Below are 23,020 nucleotides of genomic sequence, written 5' to 3'. Positions count from 1 at the left end.
GCCCGCCCCGACGACTCAGACGGGATCGACGCCGAACAGCGCCGGCAGCGTCCCCTCGTGGGCGTCGCGCAACTCATCGGTGGTGAGGGTGAACTGGCCCTGCACCTCGACGGTGCCCGAGTCGGGGTCGGTGACGCCGACCCGCGTGTGCGGGATGTTCTGTGCGGTGAGCATCTGCTGGAAGCGGATCTCCTCGCCGCGCGGAACGGAGACGATCACGCGTCCGGAGGACTCGGAGAACAGCCACACGAACGGGTCGGCACCCTCGGGCAGCACGACGCGGATGCCGCACTCGCCCGCCAGCGCCGACTCCACGAGAGCCTGCGCGAGGCCGCCCTCGGACAGATCGTGGGCGCCGGTGATGAGGCCGTCCTTCGAGCTGGTCGCCATGATGCGGGCCAGGGTGGCCTCCCACGTCAGATCCACCGTGGGCGGCAGTCCGCCGAGGTGGTCGTGGGCGACCTGGGCCCAGATGGACCCGTCGAACTCGTCCCGGGTCTCGCCGAGGAGGTAGATGCTCTCACCGGGGGTGTCACCGAACGCGGTGGGCGTGCGGCGGGCGACGTCGTCGAGCACGCCGAGCACGCCCACGACGGGCGTCGGCAGGATCGGCGTGGAGCCGGTCTGGTTGTAGAACGAGACGTTGCCGCCGGTGACGGGGATGCCGAGCTCGGCACACCCGTCGGCCAGGCCGTGGACGGCCTCGCGGAACTGCCACATCACGCCCGGGTCCTCGGGGGAGCCGAAGTTCAGGCAGTTGGTCACCGCGACCGGGGTGGCGCCGGTGACGGCGACATTGCGGTACGCCTCCGCCAGGGCCAGCCGGGCACCGGTGTACGGGTCGAGCTTGGTGTAGCGACCGGAGGCGTCGGTGGACAGCGCGATGCCGCGACCGGACTCCTCGTCGATGCGCAGGACGCCGCCGTCGGCGGCCTCCGCGAGGATCGTGTTGCCGCGGACGTACCGGTCGTACTGCTCGGTGATGAACTTGCGCGAGCACAGCGCCGGGCTGGAGATCATGTCCAGAAGGGTCTGACGCAGCTCGTCACCGGTGGCCGGGCGGGCCAGGTTCGCGGTGGTGTCGGCCTGCAGAGCGTCCTGGTCGGCGGGGCGCTCGACGGGGCGCTCGTAGACCGGTCCCTCGTCGGCCAGTGACTCCGGCGGGGCGTCCACGACGGTCTCGCCGCGGAACTCGATGGTGAGCCGGTCGCCGTCGGTGACCTCGCCGATGTCGGCGGCCAGCACGTCCCAGCGGCGGCACACCTCCATGAAGGCCTCGACGTTCTCCGGCGTCACCACGGCGCACATGCGCTCCTGCGACTCACTCGAGAGGATCTCCGCGGCGGTCATGCCCTCCGCACGCAGCGGGACGTTGTCGAGCACGATGTGCATGCCGCCGTCGCCGGCCGCCGCCAGCTCGGACGTGGCGCACGCCAGGCCGGCTCCGCCGAGGTCCTGGATGCCCACGACCAGTTCCTCGCGGTACAGGTCGAGGCAGCACTCGATGAGGACCTTCTCCATGAACGGGTCGCCCACCTGGACGGCCGGGAGCTTGCGGGGTTTGACCGGCGCGCCGTGCTCATCCACGTCGAAGGTCTCGGAGGCGAGCACCGACACGCCGCCGATCCCGTCGAGGCCGGTGCGGGCACCGAACAGGATGATCCGGTTGCCCGTGCCGGAGGCGAACGCCAGGTGCAGGTCCTCGACGCGCATGACGCCCGCGCCGAGGGCGTTGACCAGAGGGTTGGCGGCGTAGGACTCGTCGAACACGGTCTCGCCACCGATGTTGGGCAGGCCCAGGCAGTTGCCGTAGCCGCCGACGCCCGCCACGACGCCGGGGAGCACGCGGTGCGTGTCGTCGGCGTCGGCGGGGCCGAAACGAAGCTGGTCCATCACGGCCACCGGCCGCGCACCCATCGCCATGATGTCGCGGATGATCCCGCCGACACCGGTCGCGGCGCCCTGGTAGGGCTCGATGTACGAGGGGTGGTTGTGCGACTCCACCTTGAACGTCACGGCCCAGCCGCCGCCGATGTCCACGACGCCGGCGTTCTCACCGATGCCGGCGAGCATGGACGAGCGCATCTCGTCGGTGGTGGTCTCCCCGAAGTACTTCAGGTGCACCTTGGACGACTTGTAGGAGCAGTGCTCCGACCACATGACGGAGTACATGGCCAGCTCGGCGTCCGTGGGGCGACGCCCCAGGATCTCCCGGATGCGGGCGTACTCGTCCTCCTTGAGTCCGAGTTCCGCCCACGGCTGGGCCAGCTCGGGGGTGTCGGAGGCGTGCGAGATGGAGTCCACGTGAGAGGTCACGGGGCCGAGTCTAGTCGGCCCCCTCCGGGTGGCGAATCGACGCCTTCGGCCCCACCTCGTGCGGGGTCGCCCGGGGCCCGCCCTACGTCGACAGGACCTCGAACGTCAGGCCGCCGCGCTGGACCCGGTCCAGCAGGGCGTCACCCATGGCCTGGGCCGTGGTGAGCTGACCCGAGAGCGCGGGCAGGTCGTCGAACGCCAGACTCAGACCCGACTCGGCGAGCATCATCGACGTCTCGGTGTACCCCGGGTCGCCCCCCGAGACCCGGGTGACGATCCGACGTCCGCCGGCGAGCGCGACGAACGTGACGTCGAACGAGGACCGGGCCCGGCGGGACTCGCTCGGCCCGGCCCCGCGGTCGATCCGCTTGAGGACCTGCGACCGGATGGGGCCGACCTGCGAGCCGAGCGCGAGCGCGCCGACACCGACCATGCCGGCCGTGGCGGTGACGGGCGAGCCGACCGAGGCGTAGTGCGAGTAGGTGAAGTCCGGCCCGTAGCTCTCGAGGGCTGCGGCCGACCGCAGGACTATCTGCGGGTCGATGGTCGGCAGCGGCACGAGCCACCGGCCCAGCACGCTGTCCCGGTGCGGCTTGCCCTGGACCGACTTGATCCGCCGACCGGAGACCCTGCCCTCCTTCTGTCGCCGGAGCTTGGCGGTCTTCGCCGCGTCCCGCAGGCGCGCGAACTGGCCGATGGCCGAGTGGAAGGTTCCGCCGGAGAACTGGGCGTCCGCATGGACGGCCCCGTACACCACCGCGGGCACGCCCTCGGGCACCTGCTTCATGGTGTAGAACACGCCCAGGTCGTGGGGGATCGAGTCGAAACCGCAGGCGTGGACGATCCGTGCGCCGGAGGCCACGGCCACGTCGTGATACTCGAGGTACATGCGGTCGACGAACTCGGGCTCCCCGGTCAGGTCCACGTAGTCGGTTCCGGCCTCGGCGCAGGCGGCCACCAACGGCTCGCCGTACTCGAGGTACGGGCCGACCGTGGTGATGATGACGCGCGCCGACCGCGCCATCTCCGCCAGCGATCGCGCGTCGTCGGTGTCCGCGACGACGACCCCGGGCGCGGGGACGTCCGGCATCTCGGTGGCCAGTCGGGCGACGATCGCGTCCAACTTGGTCCGGTTCCGGCCCGCGACCGCCCAGGAACCACCCTCGGGCATGTGCCGCAGCAGGTACTCGGCCACCAGTCCCCCGGTGAACCCGGTCGCACCGTAGAGGACGATGTCGAACGGCCGGTCGGCCTTGTCGGAGGCGGAGACGGGCTGGTTACTGGTTTCGCTCATCCCACGGTTCTACCGCATCGGCCGCGGTCGGCGGGCGACGCACGGGGCACAGCCGACCACGAGTGGCGCGAGTGACCTATGTCACTAATGTGAAGAAAGTTGAACCATTGTCCACCAGATAAGGGCAAAATCATCTCGCGCGCGCGACCACCCGGGTCGCCGCACCGTGCCCCGGCTATCCCGGGGCAAACTTCATAAAGGAGACCCCATGGACCTCACCGGTTCCATTGCCGAGATCACCACTCCCCTGAGCATGGATTTCGGCGGAAGCCTGCCGGAGACCGGCTCGTCCGCCATCGACACTCTGCTCGAGGCCGTCTTCATCCTCCCCAACCTGCTCCTGGGCCTGATCGGTGCCGCCGGTGCCGACCTGGGCAGCAATGGCGGCATCGCCTGACCAGCCCCACGGAATAACGAAGGGCCCGCCGGGAGCAGTCCCGGCGGGCCCTTCGCTCTGAGCGCAGCGTGCGGATCAGACCCTGACGACCGAGTCCAGCACCGACAGGAATAGGCCCAGCCCGTCGTCGGAGGGCCCGGTCAGCGGGTCGATCGCGTGCTCGGGGTGCGGCATGAGACCCACCACGCGACCGTCGGCGGAGCTGATGCCGGCGATGTTGTTGGTGGAGCCGTTGGGGGCGTCACCGGCGAAGCGGAAGACCACGCGCCCCTCGGCCTCGAGCTGCTCGATGGTCTCGGGCGTGGCCATGTAGCGGCCCTCGCCGGACTTGAGCGGGATGAGGATCTCGGCATCCTGCTCGAACCGGGAGGTCCAGGCGGTGCCGTTGTTCTCCACCCGCAGCCACTCGTCGCGGCAGATGAAGTGCATGTCGCGGTTGCGGCCCATGGCGCCGGGGAGCAGCCCGGCCTCGCACAGGATCTGGAAACCGTTGCAGATCCCCAGCACGGGCATGCCGCCCTTCGCGGCCGAGATGACCTCACCCATGACGGGGGCCATCGAGGCGATGGCACCGCACCGCAGGTAGTCGCCGTAGGAGAAGCCGCCGGGGACCACCACGGCGTCGACGCCCTTGAGGTCGGCGTCGTCGTGCCACAGAGAGACGGCCTCGGCCCCGGCCCGGGTGACGGCGCGGGATGCGTCGATGTCGTCGAGCGTGCCGGGGAAGGTGATGACGCCGATCCGTGCGGTCACGAGGCCGCCTCCGCGGTGTCCACGCGGACGACCTTCCAGTCCTCGATCACGGTGTTTGCCAGGAGGGACGACGCGATCTCCTCGAGCTCGGCCTCCGTCACGCCGTCGGCGACCTCGAGTTCGAACCGCTTGCCCTGCCGGACGTCGGTGACTCCGCCGTGGCCCAGACGGCCGAGGGCTCGGTGGATGGCCTGACCCTGCGGATCGAGGATCTCGGCCTTGGGCATGACTTCGACGACGACTCGGGCCACGGTGGGAACTCCTCGATCGGACGGCTACGCGGGACGATCCCGGACCGGCCGGGACTCACTGGTCGATCCTACCCGCCGCTGGTCGCCGGACCGAAAGCTCACGCGGCACCCACGAGGGCGACCGGAGACCACTCGTAGCGGGCGGGCCGCGCACCGTGCTCGCCGACCACCGCGTCGACCGCGTCGAGCAGCGCCGACCGGGGTGCCCGGCGCGAGAGTTGCCCGGACGCGACGTTGAGCCGGACTGTCCCGCCGGCCTCGGCGGTGCGCCCGGCCGCGGCGACGAGGGCCCGGCACCACCAGGCGTCGGCGACGAACCCCTCGCCGATCGAGAGCGCCCGACCCCGCTCGATGGTGCCGCGCGGGAGGTCGTGGATCCCTGTCAGCGCGGCACAGACGTGGAAGCCCGCCCCGGGGAGTGCCCTGAGGCATCCCGGGGAGGCGTTCCAGCGCGGCGGGGCGAACACCCGGGTCCGCAGGCCCATCTCCGCCATGAGCCGGTCGGCGGCGGTGAGACGCACGGCGGCCTCGGCGGGTCCGATCGAGGCGAACTCGGGCCTACGGGGCCTGGTCGCCGCGTCGTCGTAACCGCCCAGCACGATGGCGTCGCCCCGCCGCCGGCGATGCCGCAGCCACTCCTGGGTGCCGTCGTCGTCGGCGAGTCGGTACTCGCGCCCCCGCCGCGGGGCGACGAGCAGAGAGACCGGCACGGATCGACGTTCGAGGTCGCCGACCAGGTCGACGGCGTGGTTGAGGGTGGTGTCGCGGAGTCCCGAGACCGAGACGATGAGGCGCGGGGTCATGGGGGCATCGTGTCAGGGAGTGATGACGCGGTGACGACGGCGAGGTGTACTCCAGATTGCCGAGCCCGACACAGCACCGAGACCGACACAGTGCCGGCGCGACACAGTGCCGAGACCGATATCCCCGCCGGCGCGGTCAGATCGGAAGTGCCTCCTCGAGCGCGTCCACCAGTTCGGGGGCTCCGGGCTCGACCTTGGGACGGAACCGTCCGACGACCTCCCCCTCGGGCGAGAGCAGGAACTTCTCGAAGTTCCACTGCACGTCCCCCGCCTCACCGTCGGAGTCGGCCACCTTGGTGAGCTCGACGTAGAGCGGGTGTCGGTCGGGCCCGTTGACGTCGACCTTGGCCGCGAGCGGGAAGGTGATCCCGTACTTGCCGGAGGTGAACTCCTTGATGGTGTCCTCGTCACCCGGCTCCTGGCCCATGAACTGGTTGCAGGGGAACCCGATCACGAAGAGGCCGCGGTCGCGGTAGTCGTCCGCCAACTCCTGCAGCCCCTCGTACTGCGGGGTGAGCCCGCACTCGCTGGCGACGTTGACCACGAGGACCGCGTGGCCCGCGTAGTCGCCCATGCTGGCCTGCTCGCCGTCGATGGTGGTGAACGAGATGTCGTGGATGCTTCCGCTACTCATGTGATCCAGCCTACCCACAACGAACCATTGACAAATCGTTGGGTTTTCCCAACACTTAGATACATGAGCCCAGCCCGACGGGGAGAAAAGCTCCCCATTCACAACCGGATCGCCGTGTTGCGGGCCGAGCGCCGCCTGAGCCGTGCGGCGCTCGCCGAGCAGATCGAGGTCAACCCCCAGACCGTGGGGGCGCTCGAGAGAGGCGACCACTACCCGAGCCTGGATCTGGCCTTCCGGATCTGCGCGGTCTTCGACCTGCCGGTCGAGGCCGTGTTTTCCCGCGAGGAGTTCCGACCGATGTCCGCCGAGATCTACCGCCCCACCCGAGAGGACCGATCATGACCTCCAACCGCGTCGACACCCTCACCCGATCCGAGCAGCGATTCGAGAAGATGCAGACCCGGACGGAGGGCAGACTCCCGTCGTGGCGTACCCCGGCACGTCGCCGACTGCTCGTCCGCCTGAACTGGGCGAGCCTGGCGATCATGGCCGCGATCGCGGTGGCGGGTTACTTCTGGTTCCCGATCATCCTGGCCTGGCTCCCCATGACCGTGGTGATCTGCATGGTCTGGACGATGCTGCGCATCACCATCGACTCCAAGGACACCGCCCCCGCCCGATACCTGGACGAGTTCGAGCTGGCGACGCTCCTGCAGGCCCGCTCTCAGTCGCTCTCGCTGGTCACGGGCGGACTGTTCGTGATCTCGATGGTGCTGATCTTCGGTTCGAGCTTCGAGATCGGCGACGGGCACCGGCTCGCCTACGTGATGGGAGGTCTCGGCATCCTCACGTTCCTGGCCGGGGCGGTCATTCCCGCAGCCGCGATGACCCGCACCATGCCCCCCGAGAGCGGGGACGACTTCGGGCCCGCCGCCGCCGACCACACCGCCTGATCCCCAGGAGATCCGCTACCCCGATTCCGGATCCGCTACCCCGATGGGACTAGCAGATCCCGAATTGGAGTAGCGGATCCTCGGGGTGGGGTGGGCGCGCCTCCGGGTGGGCGCCGGGCGGGTCTAGCGGGCGGGCCGGGCGGGCCGGGCGGGTCTAGCCTGCGCCCGCCGTGCGGAGGGTCCACGCGTACTCGAACGCGGTCTGACGCCACCGCTCGTAGCGCCCGGACACTCCCCCGTGACCCGCGCTCATCTCACAGCGCAGCAGCACCGGCCGATCCGCCGAGTTGGCCGACGGGGACACCGCCCGCAGCCTGGCCACCCACTTGGCGGGCTCCACGTACAGCACCCGGGTGTCGTTGAGCGAGGTCACCGCGAGGATGGCCGGATAGTCCTTGGCCTCGATGTTCTCGTACGGGGCGTACGAGGCCATGTAGTCGTAGACCTCCTCGGAGTGCAGCGGATCGCCCCACTCGTCCCACTCGATCACCGTCAGGGGCAGCTCCGGCATGAGGATCGAGGTGAGCGGGTCGACGAACGGCACCACGGCCTGGATGCCCGCGAACAACTCGGGGGCCAGATTCGCGACCGCCCCCATCAGCAGACCGCCCGCGCTTCCGCCCTCGGCGACCAACCGGTCCGGGGCGGTGAGCCCGGAGTCGACCAGGTGTCGCGCACAGTCGACGAAGTCGGTGAAGGTGTTGCGCTTCGTGTGCGTCTTGCCGTTCTCGTACCAGAGCCGGCCCATCTCACCGCCGCCCCGCACGTGCGCCACGGCGAAGGCCATCCCCCGGTCGAGCAGCGAGAGCCTCGCCACCGAGAACGCGGGATCGATGCTGGTCTCGTACGAGCCGTAGCCGTACAGCAGCGTCGGCACCTGCTCGCCGGCATCGACGCGGGCGGCGGTGCCGGTGGACATCACCAGCGAGATCGGCACCCGGGTGCCGTCCGCTGCCGTCGCCCAGTCGCGTCGCTGGACGTAGCCGCTCGGGTCGTACCCGCCGAGCACCTCCTGCTCACGCAGCAGCGTCCGCTCCCCCGAGGCGAGGTCGAGCGAGTAGACCCGGCCCGGCGTGACGAACGAACCGAAGCCGAACCGCAGGACCGGCGAGTCCCACTCCGGGTTGGACCCCGGACCGGAGGTGTACAGCTCCTCGTCGAACTCGACGGGCTCGAACCGCCCGTACGCCTCGACTCCCGCCGTGGACCCCTGCTCGAGCGGCATCAGCGCGAACCGCGGCAGCGCCGCTTCGCGGTACCCCAGCACCAGCACGCGCGCGAAGGCGTCCACGCCCTCCACCCGGACGTCGTCACGGTGGGCCACCAGCGTGCGCAGATCCCGCAGCTCGCCCTCGATCGGACCGACAGGCGCCTCGACCACCTCGTAGTTCGGGGCGCCGTCGTTGTGGGTGATGATGAACCGGTCCTCGCCACCGACGACCGCGTGCTCGATGTCGTACTCGACGCCCTCCTGCCGCGGCCGGACGCACCAGAACTCGCCGGCGGGATCGTTCGAGTCCAGGCACCACACCTCGGTGGTGATCTTGGACCCCGCCGCTATCTGCAGGAACTTCTCGCTGCGTGTCTCGCCGACCCCGATCCAGTAGGACTCGTCGGGCTCGTGGAAGACCTTGTCGTCGTCGTCCCTCGTCGTGCCCAGCCGGTGACGCCACACCGTGTCCGGCCGCCAGGCGTCGTCGACCGTGACATAGAAGACGTACCGGCCATCGCGGGACCAGGTCACGCCGGCGGCGATCCCGGAGATCTCCTCGTCCGGGGCCGTGTAGTCCGGGTCGAGCGAGCGAAAACGCAGCGTGTACCGCTCGTCGCCCTCGGTATCGGTGGCCCACGCCAGTGCGCGGCCGTCGTGGCTGACCGAGAACGCGCCCAGCGCGAAGTAGTCGTGACCCTCCGCCTCGGCGTTTCCGTCGAGGAGCAACTGCTCACCCGGCAACTCCACGTCCGGGGAGACCTCGGGCGGAACCCAGCCCGCAGGGTCCGACGGGTCGTCGACGAACTGCTGCGGGACCGGGACCCGACAGTGCCTGGCGTACGAGCGGCCCTCCTCGGTGCGCGAGAAGTACCACCAGCCGCTGGCGCGCACCGGGACCGACATGTCGGTCTCCTTGACGCGGGAGCGGATCTCCTCGTAGACCTCGTCCTCCAGGGGCTTGAGGTCGGCGGTCATCGCATCGGTGTAGGCGTTCTCCGCCTCGAGGTAGGCACGGGTCGCGGGAGCGTCCTTGTCGCGCAACCACTCGTAGTCGTCGACGAAGACGCGGCCGTGGTGCTCGCGACGGAAGGGACGGCGCTCGGCCTGCGGCGGCGTGGGCGTCTGCCCCGTGGTGGTGGCTGTGGTGGCGGTCGCGGCGGCGGCGGTGTCGGTGGCTGCGGTGTCGGTGTCGGTGTCGGTCGTCTCGGCGGAGCTCACGCTGCGTCGCCCCCGATCCAGTCGGCGAACGAGCGGCCCGAGATGCGCTCGTAGGCCTCGATGTAGCGCGCCCGGGTCGCGTCCACGACCTCCTGCGGCAGAGCCGGTGGCGGGGTGTCGGCATCGGAGTTCCAGCCCGCCTCCGGGCCCGTCAACCAGTTCCGCACGTACTGCTTGTCGAAGCTCGCTTGCACACGGCCCGGCGAATACTCGTCAGCGGGCCAGTAGCGCGATGAGTCCGGGGTGAGCACCTCGTCGGCCAGGATCAGCTCCCCGTCGACCAGGCCGAACTCGAACTTGGTGTCGGCCAGCAGCACTCCGCGCTCGGCCGCCATCTCCGCGGACCGCCCGTAGACGTCCAGCGTCGCCGTGCGCAGCTGCTCGGCCAGCTCGGCTCCGACGATCCCGGTGAGCTGATCGAACGAGATGTTCTCGTCGTGATCCCCCACCGCCGCCTTGGTGGCCGGGGTGAAGATCGGCTCGGGCAGTCGGCTGGCCTCGACCAGGCCCCCGGGCAGCTCGATGCCACACACGGTCCCCGACTCCCGGTACTCGGTCATCCCCGACCCGGTCAGGTAACCGCGGGCCACACACTCGGCCGGAACCATGTCGAGTCGACGGACCACCATCGCGCGGCCGAGCACCTCGAGCGGGATGCGCTCGTCGTCCAGCGTCCCGGCCAGGTGGTTGGGCACGTCGAGGGCGTCGAAGAAGTAGGCGCTCATCGCGGTGAGCACGCGGCCCTTGTCCGGGATGGGCGTGCCGAGGACGTGGTCGTAGGCGGAGATGCGGTCGGTGGCCACCAGGAGGAGCGTCTCACCGTCGATCTCGTACAGCTCGCGGACCTTTCCGGAGACGAGATGGCGGTAAGAGGAGAGATCGGGTCGCATGACGGCCAGCGTAGCCGGACGCCCACGTCCCGAGTCGAGACCGTCGGCCCCCACCCGAGGTTGGTCGGACTCAGCCCAGTCGGGCCTCGAGCCACTCCCCCAACGCCGCGTACGCGTCCTCGGCGCACAGGTCGTTGAACAGCTCGTGGAGGCCGCCCTCGAACTCCCGGTAGGTGATCTCCGGGCGCGGGTCGTGGTCCGAACCGGCGATCTGCGCGAAGCGCCGCGCGCCCGACGGGTAGGTGATGGTGTCGGCCGAGCCGTTGAGGATCAGCGTCGGCAACCGCAGTGCCGGCGACCGCTCGATGAACTTGAGGCCGCCGGCGAGCATCGTCCCCGCCGTCACCGCGGGCACGCCCTTGTGGTGGACCAGCGGATCCGAGGTGTAGTCCTCGACGTACTCGGGCACTCGGGAGATGTCGTGCGGGTCGAGCTTCTCCACCGGCAGGAACGGCAGGAGGCGAGCGATCACGGGCGCCGCCACGCGCAGCGGTGCCGGTGTCCCCTCGCCCACGACGAGCCCGGGCGAGGAGAGGATGAGGCCCTTGAGGTCCCACGGCCGCCGGAGCGCGGACTCCCCCGCGATCAACCCGCCCATCGAATGCCCCATCAGCAGCCGGGGCAGGGACTCGGCCCCGCCGCCCTCGGCCGACCGGCTCCACTCCACCACCGCGTCACGCACCGCGAGGTTGTCGCGGATGTGCGTCTCTATCGACACCTTGGCGCGGGGCCCGGGAGCCGTGCCGTGGCCGCGCAGATCGTAGGAGGCAACACTGATCCCCCGGTCGGTGAGGAAGCGGATCGTCCGCCCGTGCCGGCCGGAGTGCTCGGCGAAGCCGTGCACGAGCAGCAGCAACGCCCGGGGCTGGTCAGCGTGGTGCAGGGTCGCCTGCAGGCCGGAGGTGCCGGGGACGGGGATGGGGGTCTGGCGCATGAGCACGAGAGTAGCGCCGGTAGCCCCACCGGCGACGTCGATTGACCGGCCGCCTCAGATCCCGAGCTGGTCCAGGATGAGGCTGCCGGCACCGATCGGCATCAGAGAGAACGCGATCGGAACGTAGAACTGCTGCATGAACGCCGCCGGGTCGATCCCGACGGCCGAACTGGCCGTGGCGAGCCCGGCCTGGATCATCCCGAACACGTCGTACAGTGCGCCCCCGAGGGAGCCGTCGGGCCTGGTGACCATGACGTGGTCCTTTCCTGTCACTCCGCGACGAGAGGGCCCCGCCGCCGTCGGTGTACAGGCCTTATCGGGCGGGGGGCCCGGCGGGTTACGCGCGGGGTGTCAGAGGATCGAACCCGGCGCGTAGCCGGCCGCCTCCGGGTGGCGGGCCACGAGCGCCTCGACGCGGGCGGCGACCGCGTCGACTTGGTCGCCGGCGGCGCCGACGAACGCGGCACGATCCGCGAGCGCCTCCTCGAGCGCGGCGCGATCCAGCGGCAGCCGGTCGTCGGCGGCGAGCCGGTCCAGCAGATCGGGTTCGCGGCCCTCCTCGCGCATGGCCAGCGCCACCGCCACCGCGTTCTCCTTGATCGCCTCGTGGGCGACTTCGCGCCCGACCCCGGCGCGCACCGCGGCCATGAGGACCTTGGTAGTGGCGAGGAACGGCAGGTAGCGCTGGAGCTCCTTGTCGATCACGGCCGGGTAGGCGCCGAACTCGTCGAGCACGGTGAGGAACGTCTCGAACATGCCGTCCAGGGCGAAGAACGCATCCGGCAGCGCGACACGACGCACCACGGAGCAGAAGACGTCGCCCTCGTTCCACTGCGCGCCCGCGAGTTCGGCGGCCATGGAGCCGTAACCGCGGAGCACGACCTGCAGACCGTTCACGCGCTCGCAGGAGCGGGTGTTCATCTTGTGCGGCATCGCGGACGAGCCGACCTGGCCGGGCTGGAAGCCCTCGGTGACCAGCTCGTGCCCGGCCATGAGCCGGATGGTCTGCGCCAACGACGACGGGCCGGCGCCGAGCTGGACGAGTGCCGAGACGACCTCGTGGTCCAGCGACCGCGGGTAGACCTGGCCCACCGAATCGAAGGTGCGGGCGAAGTCGAGATGCTCGGCGATCCGCCCCTCGAGCTCGGCCAGCTTGGCGGCGTCGCCACCGAGGAGGTCGAGCATGTCCTGCGCCGTGCCCATCGGGCCCTTGATGCCGCGCAGGGGGTACCGCTCGAGCAACGACTCCACGCGCTCCAACGCCACCAGCAGTTCGTCGGCCGCGGAGGCGAAACGCTTGCCCAGCGTGGTGGCCTGCGCGGCGACGTTGTGGCTGCGCCCGGCCATCACGGTGTCGCGGTGGGCGACGGCGTGCTCGGCCAGACGCCGGACCGCGGCGACGCCCCGGTCGCGGACGAGCTCGAGTGACCGCACCACCTGGAGCTGCTCGACGTTCTCGGTGAGGTCTCGGCTCGTCATGCCCTTGTGGATGTGCTCGTGGCCGGCGAGGTCGTTGAACTCCTCGATGCGGGCCTTGACGTCGTGCCGGGTGACGCGCTCGCGCTCGGCGATCGAGCCGAGGTCGACGCGGTCGATCACCGCCTCGTAGGCCTCGATCACCCCGTCGGGGACGTCGATGCCCAGGTCGCGTTGTGCGCGCAGCACCGCGATCCACAGCTGCCGCTCGAGCACGATCTTGTGCTCGGCGGACCACAGCGTGGCCAGGTCGGCGCTCGCGTAGCGCGAGGCGAGGACGTTGGAGATGCGGGGCTTGCTGCTCTGGGGGGTCACGCCCCCCAGTATCGCAGCCCGGTCAGGAGATCATCGAGCCGCCGGTGGACCCGGCCAGGATCTCCCGGGCGTTGAGGTAGACCTGCTCCACCGTGAGCGGAGCCTGCGCCAGCAGCCACGGCCGGGTGACGTAGACGATGGCGGTGATGATCTCGGCGGAACCCATGCGCCGACCGTAGCGCTCCGCGGGCGCCGGCGGGGGCCGTACATCACAGCCGCCCGCGGGGCCGGTACCTACGGGGCGAGCACGGCCTCCAGCCGGTCCATCGCCTCGGCGATCTCCTCGGTGCCGCCGGCGAAGCTCAGCCGGACGGTGTGGCCACCGTCGACGGTGTCGAAGTCGACGCCCGGCGTCAACGCGACCCCTGTTCGCTCGAGGACCTCCGCGCACCACGCCACCGAGTCGTCGGTCCAGCGTGAGACGTCGAAGTACGCGTAGAAGGCGCCGTCCGGAGGGGCGATCTCCCCCACGCCCAGCTCGCCCAGTCGGCGCAGGACCAGGTCGCGGTTTCGGGCGTACCGCTGGACGTGGCCGTCCAGCTCGGCGGCAGCGGCTTCGGTGAACGCGGCGACGGCGGCGAACTGGGCATCGGCGGGCGGACAGATGGTGAGGTTGCCGATCAGGCGGTCCACGGGGTCGCGCAGGTACTGCGGGAGCAGCATCCAGCCGATCCGCCAGCCGGTCATGGAGAAGTACTTGGACACCGAGCCCATGACCACGGCCTCGCGGCTGGTCTGCCACGCGCTCGCGCACCGGCGGCCGTAGGTGACGCCGTGGTAGATCTCGTCGCTGACGAGCAGCGTGCCGTGGGCCTCGCACCAGCGCGCGAGGGCCTCGAGTTCGCCCGCGTCGATGATCGTGCCGGTGGGGTTCGCCGGGCTCGCCACGATGAGGCCGGCGGGCGCGTGCCCCAGTTCCGCCGTGACCGCCTCGAGCTGCGCGACCGTGGGTTGGTACCGGGTCTCGTGGCCGCAGGCGATCTCGTGGACCCGGCAGCCCAGGGCCTGGAGGGTGTTGCGGTAGGCGGGGTAGCCGGGGCGTGCCATCACGACGGTGTCGCCGGGGTCGAACGCGGCGAGGAACAGCACGGTGAAGCCGCCGGAGGACCCGGTGGTGACGACGACGTCGTCGGCCGCCACGTCCACCCCGTCCCGCCGCCGGTGGTACCCCGCGATCGCCTCGCGGAGCGGGCGGATGCCCAGCGCCTCGGTGTATCCGAGGATCTCGGTGTCCAGGGCGTGGCGGGCGGCGGCGAGTACAGGGCCGGGGGCCGGGGTCGAGGGCTGGCCCGCGCACAGCGAGATGACGTCGCCGTGGGTCTCCTGCCGGCGGGCGGCGGCGGCGAGGACGCTCATGACATGGAAGGGCTCGACGGCCGAGCGGCGGGAGGGTTCGCGTGCGACGGGCATGCCCCCGACGCTAGCGCGCCGGTCAGACGGTCAGCCGGTCAGTCCGAACACCCACACCAACAGCGTCATGGTGACCGCGGTGATGGCGATCAACCCGATCAGGTTGAGCCAGATCCCGCCGCGGATCATCTGGCCGATGGTCACGTATCCCGAGCCGTAGGCGATCGCGTTGGGCGGGGTGGCCACCGGGAGCATGAAGGCGCAGGTGGCGGCGAGCGCGACCGGCACGGCGAGCAGCATCGGGTCCAGGTCGAGACCCAGGGCGACGCCGCCGGCCACGGGCAGGAACGTCGCCGCGGTGGCGGTGTTGCTGGTCAGCTCGGTGAGGAGCAGGATCCCGCCGGCGGCCACGATGACCAGCAGGATGATCGGCAGGCCTCCCAGCGCCCCGGCCTGCTCGCCGATCCACCCGGTGAGCCCGGAGCCGGAGAACTGCGCGGACAGCGCCAGGCCACCGCCGAAGAGCAGCAGCACGCCCCACGGCAGCTCCAGGGCCGCGTCCCAGGTGAGCAGCCTCACTCCACGCTTCGTCCCCGCAGGCAGCAGGAACAGCAGCAGTCCGGCAGTGAGCGCGATCCCGGCGTCCGAGATCGGCGGGTCCTCCCACACCAGCGGCACGGCCACCCAGGCCACGGCCGCCGCGACGAACACCGCCAGGACGCGCCGCTCGCCCGACGAGGTCGGGCCGAGCCTGCGCAGTTCGTCGTCGAACAGTGCCCGACCGCCGGGGATCCGCTCGATCTCGGGACGGAACAGCACCTTGGTGAGGAGGAACCACGTGATCACGAGCATGACCACCGCCAGCGGCAGTCCGACCAGCATCCAGCGACCGAAACCCAGGACGATGTCGTGCTCGCGCTCCAGATAGCCGGCGAGAAGGGTGTTGGGCGGGGTGCCGATGATGGTCGCCAGCGACCCGACCGACGCCGCGTAGGCGATGCCCAGCATCAGCGCGGTGCCGAAGTTCGACCGGATCACGGCCTGCTTCACCTGATCGGAACGCGGATCGGACGAGGAGTCCATCCGGGGGATCGCGTCCTCGTCGTCGTTTCGACCGGCGCCGTCCCCACCGGCACGGTCCTTCCCACCGAGCTCGGAGGCGAGCATCAGCACCGACACCCCGATCGGGAGCATCATCACCGCCGTGGCCGTGTTGGACACCCACATACTCAGGAAAGCGGTGGCGATCATGAACCCGGCGACCACCCGGGTCGACCGGGTACCCATCGCGCGCACGGTGAGCAGGGCGATCCGCCGGTGCAGGTTCCAGCGCTGCATGGCGATCGCGATGAGGAAGCCGCCCATGAAAAGGAAGATGATGTTGTTGCCGTACTCGGCGCCCACGTCGTTGACCGAGACGTCCTGACCCAGGACGGGGAAGACGATGAGCGGCACCAGCGCGGTGGCGGGGATGGGGATGCACTCGGTCATCCACCAGATGCCGAGCAGGACCGCCACCGCCGCGGTGAGGCGCGCGTTGTGTTCGAGATCGCCCGGCATGACCAGGTACACGAGCACGGCCGCCGCCAGCCCGGCGGCGGTGCCGATCACGCTGCGGACGAACTCACCCCGGGGCACCGCGGAGTCGAGCTCGCCGGGCGACTTCTGGTCGATCTCCATCCCGCGGTCGGGGTCCGGCTCCAGACCCCGCAGATGTGGTGCCATCACGATCCTGCGGTCGTCGGTGCCGCCCGCGTCCGTGCCCCCGCCGGTCATGGCCCGCTCCCTCCGCCGGTCACCCCGGCGCCTACCAGCGGGGTGCTCTGGCGCTCACGGTAACCCCGGGACGGCGGCCTCACATCCGATCAGGAGCCGGACGATCCGATCGGGGCGGATCCGAGTGCGCCCGATCCGAGTGACAGGGTGCCGTCAGGGGCGACCTCGAGGCCGAACACCGCCAGTTCCTGCGCCGCGCCGCCATCCGCTGCTCCGATCGAGATCACCAGTTCGTGGCGGCCCGGGGCGAGCGGTGCGGGCGGCCGCAGCGTCAGCGGGCGGCCCACCGTCGCCCCGGCGCCCACGCTCACCGGGACGGCCGGCAGGTCCCCGGTGCCGGTCACGATCGGCAGTGCGAGCCGTCGCTTGTCCGGGCCGGTGATGGTGGCACGGACCTCGCCGGAATAGGTGGTGCCGGTGGAGGCGACCCGCACCGAGAGGTCGATCACCTCGTCGTCGTCGGCGTCGCCCGGTCGCAGCGACGCCTCCCCCACCGCGGTGAGTCGGACGGGGAGCGCGACCACCGGATCGGCGGGCCGCGCCTCCGACGGCGAGCCGTCCCCGACGACCGGCCAGCCGCCCACCCAGTCCAGACGGTCGAGCATGAGGTAGCGCCGCTGCACGCCGCTGGGCAGCACCGCGTTGCCGCGGGGCGCGGCGTGGTAGAGCATCCAGTCCCCGCCGGCGTCGTCGGTGGCCACGTCCACGTGCCCCGGGCCCACCCAGTCGTCGTCGCCGCGCAGGATGACGTCGCCGGGCAGGGGCTCGCCCGGCGCCTGCACCAACGGGCGCCCGGTCCTGTCCTCGTACGGCCCGAACAGTCCGTCGGCGCGGCCGCCCAGCACGCGGTACTGCGAGGCCTCCCCGTCGCAGCACAGCCCGGCGCTGGTGAACAGGTGCGTGCGCCCCTGACGGGTGACCACGGCCGGGGCCTCCACGCCGGTGCCGGCGACGAGCACGGGGTCGCCGTCCAGCACCGTGCCGGTGGCGTTCATCGGCACCGCGTGGATGCCCTCGAAGTTCCCCATGAGCATGACCGGGCCCGCGTCGGTGACCACCACCTCGGGGTCCATGGGATCCAGGTCCTGATACGGCTCCGGGGCGCCGTGGCAGACGATCGGCGCCGGATCGTGCGTCCACGGGCCGTCGACGCCCGGCGCGGTGGCCCGGCCGATACAGGGCGCGGCGCCCCCGGTCGTGTAGTACATGACGGCGCCCGTCGCGGTGAGGTGAACGTCGGGCGCCCACAGGAACGAACCGGGCGGGGCCCACGAGGGCCGGGCGGCGAACGCGTCGCCCACGTACTCCCACTCCACCAGGTCGAAGGACCGGAAGTGCGGGATGAGGCGGGACCCGGCGCCGTCGCCCCAGTCGTCCGAGGTCGCGTGGACGTGGAACGCCCCGTCGGCGCCGCGCTGCACGGAGGGGTCGGGGGCGACCGAGGAGATCACCGGGTTGGCCGCCGCCGTCGCCGCGGTGGTCGCCGAGGCGAGAGGGACGACGACGACGAGCGCCGCGGACACGAGAGCACGGGCAGCCGCCGCCGGTTTCATGTGCTGAAGGTAGACCCGCCACGCCCGGCGCGGGCCGCCTCAGGCCTGTCCGGCGCGCTCCTTGCGCAGCAGGAACCGCTGGATCTTGCCCGACGGGGTCTTGGGCAGCTCGCGGACGAAGTGGATCCGGCGCGGGAAGGCGTGGGCGGCGAACTCCGTCTTGACCCACTTCTGCAGGCCGGACTCGGCCTCCGGGCCACCCTCCACGCCGTCGCGCAGGACCACGTACGCCTCGAGGACCTCCCCGGCCAGGTCGTCGGGGACGCCGATGACCGCCGACTCGAGCACGTCCGGGTGCTTGGCCAGGACGGACTCCACGTCGAACGGGCCGATGCGGTACCCGGACATGATGATCACGTCGTCGTCGCGGCTCGAGAAGTAGAAGTGGCCGTCCGCGTCGAGCTTGGCGGCGTCGCCGGTGTAGTACCAGCGCCCGTCCGCGCTGAAGCGCTCTGCGGTCTTCTCCGGGGCCTGGTGGTAGCCGGTGAACCACATGAGGGGGCTGGCGGGGACGTCGATCGCCACGCGGCCCAGCTCGCCGACGGGAGCGGGCTCGTCGGAGTCCGCGGCGAGCACGGTGCACGACCAGCCCGGCAGCGGCACACCCATGGAGCCCGGGCGCACGTCCTCCCGCAGCGAGTCGTGCCACGGGTTGATGATGAACATCCCGTGCTCGGTCTGCCCGTACTGGTCGCGCACCTCGACGCCGAACTGCTCGGTCGACCACTCGATCACCTCGGGGGTGAGCGGCTCACCCGCGGCCGAGGCTCGGCGGAGCGTGACGTCGGCCGGCGCGATGTCCCGCTTGGCCCGCATGGTGCGGTACACCGTCGGCGCGGCCGCGAAGTTGGTGACGTGGAAGTACTGCAGGACCGCGAACGCCAGCTCCGGGCTGTAGCGGGCGTGCAGCAGCAGGCTCCGACGGCCGACCGCCAGCGGGCCGAGGATGCCGTAGTAGAGGCCGTACGCCCAGCCCGGGTCGGCACCGTTCCAGAACACGTCGTCGGCCCGCACGTCCAGGCCCGTCTCGATGTACTGGTGGAACGCGGCCAGGGCGCGCACCGGCACGACGACGCCCTTCGGGGTGCCGGTGGTGCCGGAGGTGAACAGCATGACCAGGCCGGCGTCCGGACCGGTGACCGCCGCGGCGAGGCCGGGCTGCTGGGCGGCGGTGATCGTGGCCAGGTCGAGGTCGCCGTCTCGGGCCTCGGGGCAGTCCGCCAGGCCGGCGACGACCACCGGGACGGCGACGCTCTCGAGCTTTCCGCGCTGGTCCGCGTCGGAGACGACCACCTTGGCGTCGCCACCGGTGAGACGCATCTCGATGGCCGGCCACGCGAACGCGGTGAACAGCGGCATGTGGACGGCACCGAGCCGCCAGATCCCCATGAGGGTGAACACCAGGTCCGCGGACTTGGACATCAGCGTGGCCACCCGGTCGCCCTCGCCCACGCCGAGCTCGGCCAGCGCCGCGGCGACCTTCTCGCTCTCGGTCCGCAGCTCGCCGTAGGTGATGTCCCGCCCGGACAGGTCGGCGTCGATGACGGTGAAGGCGACCGCCTCGGGGGCGTGGCGGTCGCACAGGAACTCCGCGGCGCTCGCACCGGGGACGTCGTAGATCGCCAGCAACTGCTCCGGCGACAGGGGCGTGGACGCGGTGTTCTCGGTCATACCGCCGGATTGTGTCGCACGTGACCCACGACGCACCAGCAGCACCCATTAACGGGCACCCCCACTATCGGGGCTGGGCGGTCCGCGTGGTGGCGGTGCACTCTAATGGGAGTCGACCGACCCCGGGGACCGCACGGTCCCCCACCCGCACCCGGAGGACCCCCATGGCCGTGGACCGCCTGCTCCCCAGCGACGAGGCGTACGAACTGCTCGAGATGACGCGTTCCGTCGCGGACAAACTCCTCGAGCCGATCGCCGCCGAGCACGAGCGGAACCACACCTACCCCGAGGGCCTGTTCGCCCAGCTCGGCGAGGTCGGGCTGCTGGGCCTGCCCTACCCGGAGGAGTTCGGCGGCGGCGACCAGCCCTACGAGGTGTACCTCCAGGTGTTGGAGGAGCTCGGCGCCCGCTGGGCGGCCGTCGCCGTGGCGACCAGCGTGCACGGCCTGTCCTGCTTCCCGCTGGCCACCGCCGGGACCGACGCGCAGAAGGCCGAGTGGCTGCCGGGCATGCTCGCCGGCGAGCAGATCGGCGCGTACTCGCTGTCCGAGCCGCAGGCCGGGTCGGACGCCGCCGCCCTGCGGTGCCGCGCGGAGCGGGAGGGCGACGGCCCGGGCTCCGTGTTCGTCGTCAACGGCACCAAGTCGTGGATCACCCACGGCGGGATCGCGGACGTCTACAACACCTTCGTCCGCACCGGCGAGGGCTCCCGTGGGATCTCGTGCCTGCTCATTCCGCGCGAGACCGAGGGCCTGCACTTCGGCAAGCCCGAGGACAAGATGGGCCTCAACGGCGTCCCCACCACCACCGCCTCGTACGAGGGCGCCCGGGTCGACGCGGACCGCCTGCTCGGCGCGGAGGGCGACGGCCTGCGCATCGCGTTCTCGGCCCTGGACTCCGGCCGCCTCGGGATCGCCGCGGTGGCCACCGGCATCGCCCAGCGCGCCCTCGACGACGCGGTCGCCTATGCCCGCGAGCGCGAGGCGTTCGGCAAGACGATCATCGGCCACCAGGGGCTGGGCTTCCTCCTCGCCGACATGGCCGCCGCGGTGGCCTCGGCCCGCGCCTCCTACCTCGACGCCGCACGCCGCAAGGACGCCGGCCGCCCGTACTCGCGGGAGGCCTCGATCGCCAAGCTCACCGCCACCGACGCCGCCATGAAGGTGACGACCGACGCGGTGCAGGTCCTGGGCGGTGTGGGTTACACCCGCGAGTTCCCGGTCGAGCGGTACATGCGCGAGGCCAAGATCACCCAGATCTTCGAGGGCACCAACCAGATCCAGCGGCTGGTGATCGCCCGCAGCCTCGCGGGCTGATCGACTGCCGGCGGCGCCCCGCGCGGCGGCTCTCCGGCTGCGCGCGGCGGCCGGGCCCGCCGGAAATGCCTAGGCTGGGCGGCATGTCCTCCCCTTCCGAGCCCCCCGCCACCGCCGGGTCCCGCGCCGCCGGGTCGCCGACCGTGCCGACCGAGCTCGTCGTCCTCCTCGACGACGACGCCAACCCGATCGGTACCGCCGACAAGGCCACGGTCCACACCACGGATACGCCGCTGCACCTGGCGTTCTCGTGCCATGTCGTCGACGACGAGGGGCACGTGCTCCTCACCCGGAGAGCTCTGGACAAGCGGACCTGGCCCGGTATCTGGACGAACTCGTTCTGCGGCCACCCCGGTCCGGGCGAGGATCCGGTCGAGGCGATAGTCCGGCGGGCCGAGCAGGAGCTCGGAACCCGAGTGGACTCGATCGAACCCGCGGTACCGGACTTCCGCTATCGGGCCGTCGACGACTCGGGAATCGTCGAGAACGAGATCTGTCCGGTGTTCACCGCCCGCATCCGCGCCGAGGTGAACCCGCGGGCCGACGAGGTGTGCGCGCACCACTGGGCCCGTCCGGCGGATGTCCGCACCTCGGTCGACGCCACCCCGTTCGCCTTCAGCCCGTGGTTGGTCGCGCAGGTGCCCCGGATGGAGCTCTACTCGCGCTGATCGCGCGGGGCGCGTCAGCCCGGGAGGCTGATGCGCCCCTCCTCGGCGGCCTGGCCGATGTCCCGGCGGAAATGCCCGCCGCCGAGCTCGATGCCGTCGAGGATCCGGTAGGCCTCGGCCCGGGCCGCTGTCAGGTCCGCCCCCGTGCCCACGACCGACAGGACCCGGCCCCCGGCGGAGACGAGCCGGCCCTCCGCGTCGCGGGCCGTGCCGGCGTGGAGCACGCCCGGCTGTTCGGCGCCTTCGATGAGGTCACCGCGCCGCGGCGTCGCCGGGTAGTGCTCGGCTGCCAGGACTACGGTCACGGCGGCGCCGTCACGCCACACCAGCGGCGGAAGGTCGGCCAGTCGGCCGGTGGCCACGGAGTGCAGGGTCTCGCCCAGCGGCGACTCGAGCAGCGCCAGCACGGCCTGTGTCTCCGGGTCGCCGAAGCGGCAGTTGAACTCCACGACCTCGGGCCCGGACGAGGTGATCGCCAGCCCCGCGTACAGCAGGCCGGAGAAGCCGCAGCCACGGGCGACCATCTCGCGGGCCACCGGCTCGCACACCTCCGTGACGATCCGGTCGACCATCCCCTGCGGCAACCACGGCAGCGGCGTGTAGGCGCCCATCCCGCCGGTGTTGGGACCGCGATCGCCCTCGCCGACCCGCTTGTGGTCCTGGGCGGGCAGCAACGGCACGACAGTCTCCCCGTCGACCAGGCAGAACAGGGAGACCTCCGGGCCATCGAGGAACGACTCCAACAGCACCGGGTGCCCGTCGTCGAGACAGGCGAGAGCGTGCGCCCGGGCCGCGTTGCGATCGGGTGTCACGACGACTCCCTTGCCGGCGGCCAACCCGTCGTCCTTGACCACCCAGGTCGGTCCGAACCGGTCGAGTGCGTCGTCGAGGTCGGCGGGTGAGTCCACGATCTCGGCGCGCGCGGTCTTCACACCCGCAGCCGCCATGACGTCCTTGGCGAACGCCTTGGACCCCTCGATGCGGGCGGCCTCGGCGGACGGGCCGAACACCGGGATCCCGGCCTCGCGCAGGGCGTCGGCGACGCCCGCGACCAGGGGCACCTCGGGACCGATGACGACCAGTCCGGCGTCGAGCTTGCGGGCCAGGGCCGTCACGGCCGCCGGATCGGTCACCGTGAGTTCGTGACACTGCGCCTGCACCATGCCGGGGTTGCCCGGCGCGGCGTGCAACTCCGTCACCGCGGGATCCGCGGCGAGGGCGACGAGGAGGGCGTGCTCACGGGCACCGGAACCGATCACGAGAATGCGCACGACGACCACAGTAACCCGACCACTGCGC

Annotated in this window: 22 protein-coding genes; 5 read left to right on the top strand and 17 right to left on the bottom strand. The window is 71.4% G+C overall.

The window, feature by feature from the left end:
• Positions 1–15: 15 nt before the first annotated feature.
• Together purL and VZF99_RS03225 are read right to left on the bottom strand one after the other, a co-directional pair.
• Positions 16–2,316: a phosphoribosylformylglycinamidine synthase subunit PurL gene (purL, locus tag VZF99_RS03230; protein ID WP_407335695.1), complete on the bottom strand. Its 2,301-nt coding sequence runs from the start codon at positions 2,314–2,316 to the stop codon at positions 16–18.
• An 82-nt stretch (positions 2,317–2,398) separates the two neighbouring features.
• Complete coding sequence (locus tag VZF99_RS03225) at positions 2,399–3,610, bottom strand: saccharopine dehydrogenase family protein (RefSeq protein ID WP_407335694.1); 1,212 nt, start codon at positions 3,608–3,610, stop codon at positions 2,399–2,401.
• Positions 3,611–3,818: 208 nt separating this feature from the next.
• Here VZF99_RS03225 and VZF99_RS03220 point away from each other — a divergent pair, with 208 nt between their 5' ends.
• Positions 3,819–4,007 (top strand): hypothetical protein, encoded by a 189-nt coding sequence (locus VZF99_RS03220; protein WP_206473837.1) that lies wholly within the window; start codon positions 3,819–3,821, stop codon positions 4,005–4,007.
• Between the two features lie 75 nt (positions 4,008–4,082).
• On the opposite strand, the gene purQ is transcribed toward VZF99_RS03220, so the two are convergent.
• The 4 genes from purQ to VZF99_RS03200 form a co-directional block, all read right to left on the bottom strand.
• On the bottom strand, positions 4,083–4,760 hold the full coding sequence (gene purQ, locus VZF99_RS03215; protein WP_317470368.1) for a phosphoribosylformylglycinamidine synthase subunit PurQ: 678 nt from the start codon (positions 4,758–4,760) through the stop codon (positions 4,083–4,085).
• Entirely contained in the window at positions 4,757–5,011 is a 255-nt protein-coding gene (purS, locus tag VZF99_RS03210; RefSeq protein ID WP_067711971.1) for a phosphoribosylformylglycinamidine synthase subunit PurS, read from the bottom strand. Before purS ends, purQ begins: the two co-directional genes overlap by 4 nt.
• Before the next feature lie 98 nt (positions 5,012–5,109).
• Positions 5,110–5,814 (bottom strand): DUF2334 domain-containing protein, encoded by a 705-nt coding sequence (locus VZF99_RS03205; RefSeq protein WP_317470366.1) that lies wholly within the window; start codon positions 5,812–5,814, stop codon positions 5,110–5,112.
• 136 nt (positions 5,815–5,950) lie between these two features.
• Positions 5,951–6,448, bottom strand: coding sequence for a glutathione peroxidase (locus VZF99_RS03200; RefSeq protein WP_317470364.1), 498 nt, complete (start codon positions 6,446–6,448; stop codon positions 5,951–5,953).
• A gap of 63 nt (positions 6,449–6,511) precedes the next feature.
• Here VZF99_RS03200 and VZF99_RS03195 point away from each other — a divergent pair, with 63 nt between their 5' ends.
• Together VZF99_RS03195 and VZF99_RS03190 are read left to right on the top strand one after the other, a co-directional pair.
• The gene (locus VZF99_RS03195) at positions 6,512–6,790 is read left to right on the top strand and encodes a helix-turn-helix transcriptional regulator (protein WP_271800292.1); all 279 of its coding nucleotides are present in this window, start codon (positions 6,512–6,514) and stop codon (positions 6,788–6,790) included.
• Positions 6,787–7,341, top strand: a complete 555-nt coding sequence (locus tag VZF99_RS03190; RefSeq protein WP_271800291.1) for a hypothetical protein — start codon at positions 6,787–6,789, stop codon at positions 7,339–7,341. Before VZF99_RS03195 ends, VZF99_RS03190 begins: the two co-directional genes overlap by 4 nt.
• Before the next feature lie 154 nt (positions 7,342–7,495).
• On the opposite strand, the gene VZF99_RS03185 is transcribed toward VZF99_RS03190, so the two are convergent.
• The 10 genes from VZF99_RS03185 to VZF99_RS03140 all read right to left on the bottom strand — a co-directional run bounded on the left by VZF99_RS03185 (position 7,496) and on the right by VZF99_RS03140 (position 19,737).
• Positions 7,496–9,772: a S9 family peptidase gene (locus tag VZF99_RS03185; protein WP_407335693.1), complete on the bottom strand. Its 2,277-nt coding sequence runs from the start codon at positions 9,770–9,772 to the stop codon at positions 7,496–7,498.
• On the bottom strand, positions 9,769–10,662 hold the full coding sequence (locus VZF99_RS03180; RefSeq protein ID WP_407335692.1) for a phosphoribosylaminoimidazolesuccinocarboxamide synthase: 894 nt from the start codon (positions 10,660–10,662) through the stop codon (positions 9,769–9,771). The genes VZF99_RS03185 and VZF99_RS03180 overlap by 4 nt, the downstream gene beginning before the upstream one ends.
• A gap of 70 nt (positions 10,663–10,732) precedes the next feature.
• Positions 10,733–11,596: an alpha/beta hydrolase gene (locus VZF99_RS03175; RefSeq protein WP_407335691.1), complete on the bottom strand. Its 864-nt coding sequence runs from the start codon at positions 11,594–11,596 to the stop codon at positions 10,733–10,735.
• Between the two features lie 54 nt (positions 11,597–11,650).
• Positions 11,651–11,848 (bottom strand): hypothetical protein, encoded by a 198-nt coding sequence (locus tag VZF99_RS03170; RefSeq protein ID WP_317470357.1) that lies wholly within the window; start codon positions 11,846–11,848, stop codon positions 11,651–11,653.
• Between the two features lie 99 nt (positions 11,849–11,947).
• Entirely contained in the window at positions 11,948–13,387 is a 1,440-nt protein-coding gene (purB, locus tag VZF99_RS03165) for an adenylosuccinate lyase (protein WP_407335690.1), read from the bottom strand.
• A 22-nt stretch (positions 13,388–13,409) separates the two neighbouring features.
• Positions 13,410–13,553: a hypothetical protein gene (locus tag VZF99_RS03160; RefSeq protein ID WP_156776009.1), complete on the bottom strand. Its 144-nt coding sequence runs from the start codon at positions 13,551–13,553 to the stop codon at positions 13,410–13,412.
• 68 nt (positions 13,554–13,621) lie between these two features.
• Positions 13,622–14,797: an aminotransferase class I/II-fold pyridoxal phosphate-dependent enzyme gene (locus tag VZF99_RS03155; RefSeq protein WP_259821954.1), complete on the bottom strand. Its 1,176-nt coding sequence runs from the start codon at positions 14,795–14,797 to the stop codon at positions 13,622–13,624.
• A gap of 30 nt (positions 14,798–14,827) precedes the next feature.
• Positions 14,828–16,513: a DASS family sodium-coupled anion symporter gene (locus VZF99_RS03150; RefSeq protein WP_259821953.1), complete on the bottom strand. Its 1,686-nt coding sequence runs from the start codon at positions 16,511–16,513 to the stop codon at positions 14,828–14,830.
• Between the two features lie 89 nt (positions 16,514–16,602).
• Positions 16,603–18,066 carry a family 43 glycosylhydrolase gene (locus VZF99_RS03145; protein WP_407335689.1) on the bottom strand — a complete coding sequence of 488 codons (1,464 nt, stop codon included), beginning with the start codon at positions 18,064–18,066 and terminating at the stop codon, positions 16,603–16,605.
• Positions 18,067–18,105: 39 nt separating this feature from the next.
• Positions 18,106–19,737 (bottom strand): AMP-binding protein, encoded by a 1,632-nt coding sequence (locus VZF99_RS03140; protein ID WP_120284495.1) that lies wholly within the window; start codon positions 19,735–19,737, stop codon positions 18,106–18,108.
• 164 nt (positions 19,738–19,901) lie between these two features.
• On the opposite strand from VZF99_RS03140, the gene VZF99_RS03135 reads away from it, so the two are divergent.
• Both VZF99_RS03135 and idi read left to right on the top strand, forming a co-directional pair.
• Positions 19,902–21,053, top strand: coding sequence for an acyl-CoA dehydrogenase family protein (locus VZF99_RS03135; protein ID WP_119191923.1), 1,152 nt, complete (start codon positions 19,902–19,904; stop codon positions 21,051–21,053).
• Between the two features lie 83 nt (positions 21,054–21,136).
• Entirely contained in the window at positions 21,137–21,721 is a 585-nt protein-coding gene (gene idi / locus VZF99_RS03130; protein ID WP_407335688.1) for an isopentenyl-diphosphate Delta-isomerase, read from the top strand.
• A gap of 14 nt (positions 21,722–21,735) precedes the next feature.
• On the opposite strand, the gene purD is transcribed toward idi, so the two are convergent.
• The gene (purD, locus tag VZF99_RS03125) at positions 21,736–22,992 is read right to left on the bottom strand and encodes a phosphoribosylamine--glycine ligase (RefSeq protein WP_120285136.1); all 1,257 of its coding nucleotides are present in this window, start codon (positions 22,990–22,992) and stop codon (positions 21,736–21,738) included.
• Positions 22,993–23,020 lie beyond the last annotated feature (28 nt).

The sequence above is a fragment of the Dietzia kunjamensis genome, from assembly GCF_045689975.1.
Taxonomy (GTDB): Bacteria; Actinomycetota; Actinomycetes; order Mycobacteriales; family Mycobacteriaceae; genus Dietzia; species Dietzia kunjamensis.
This window is presented reverse-complemented; position numbering and strand designations above follow the sequence as displayed.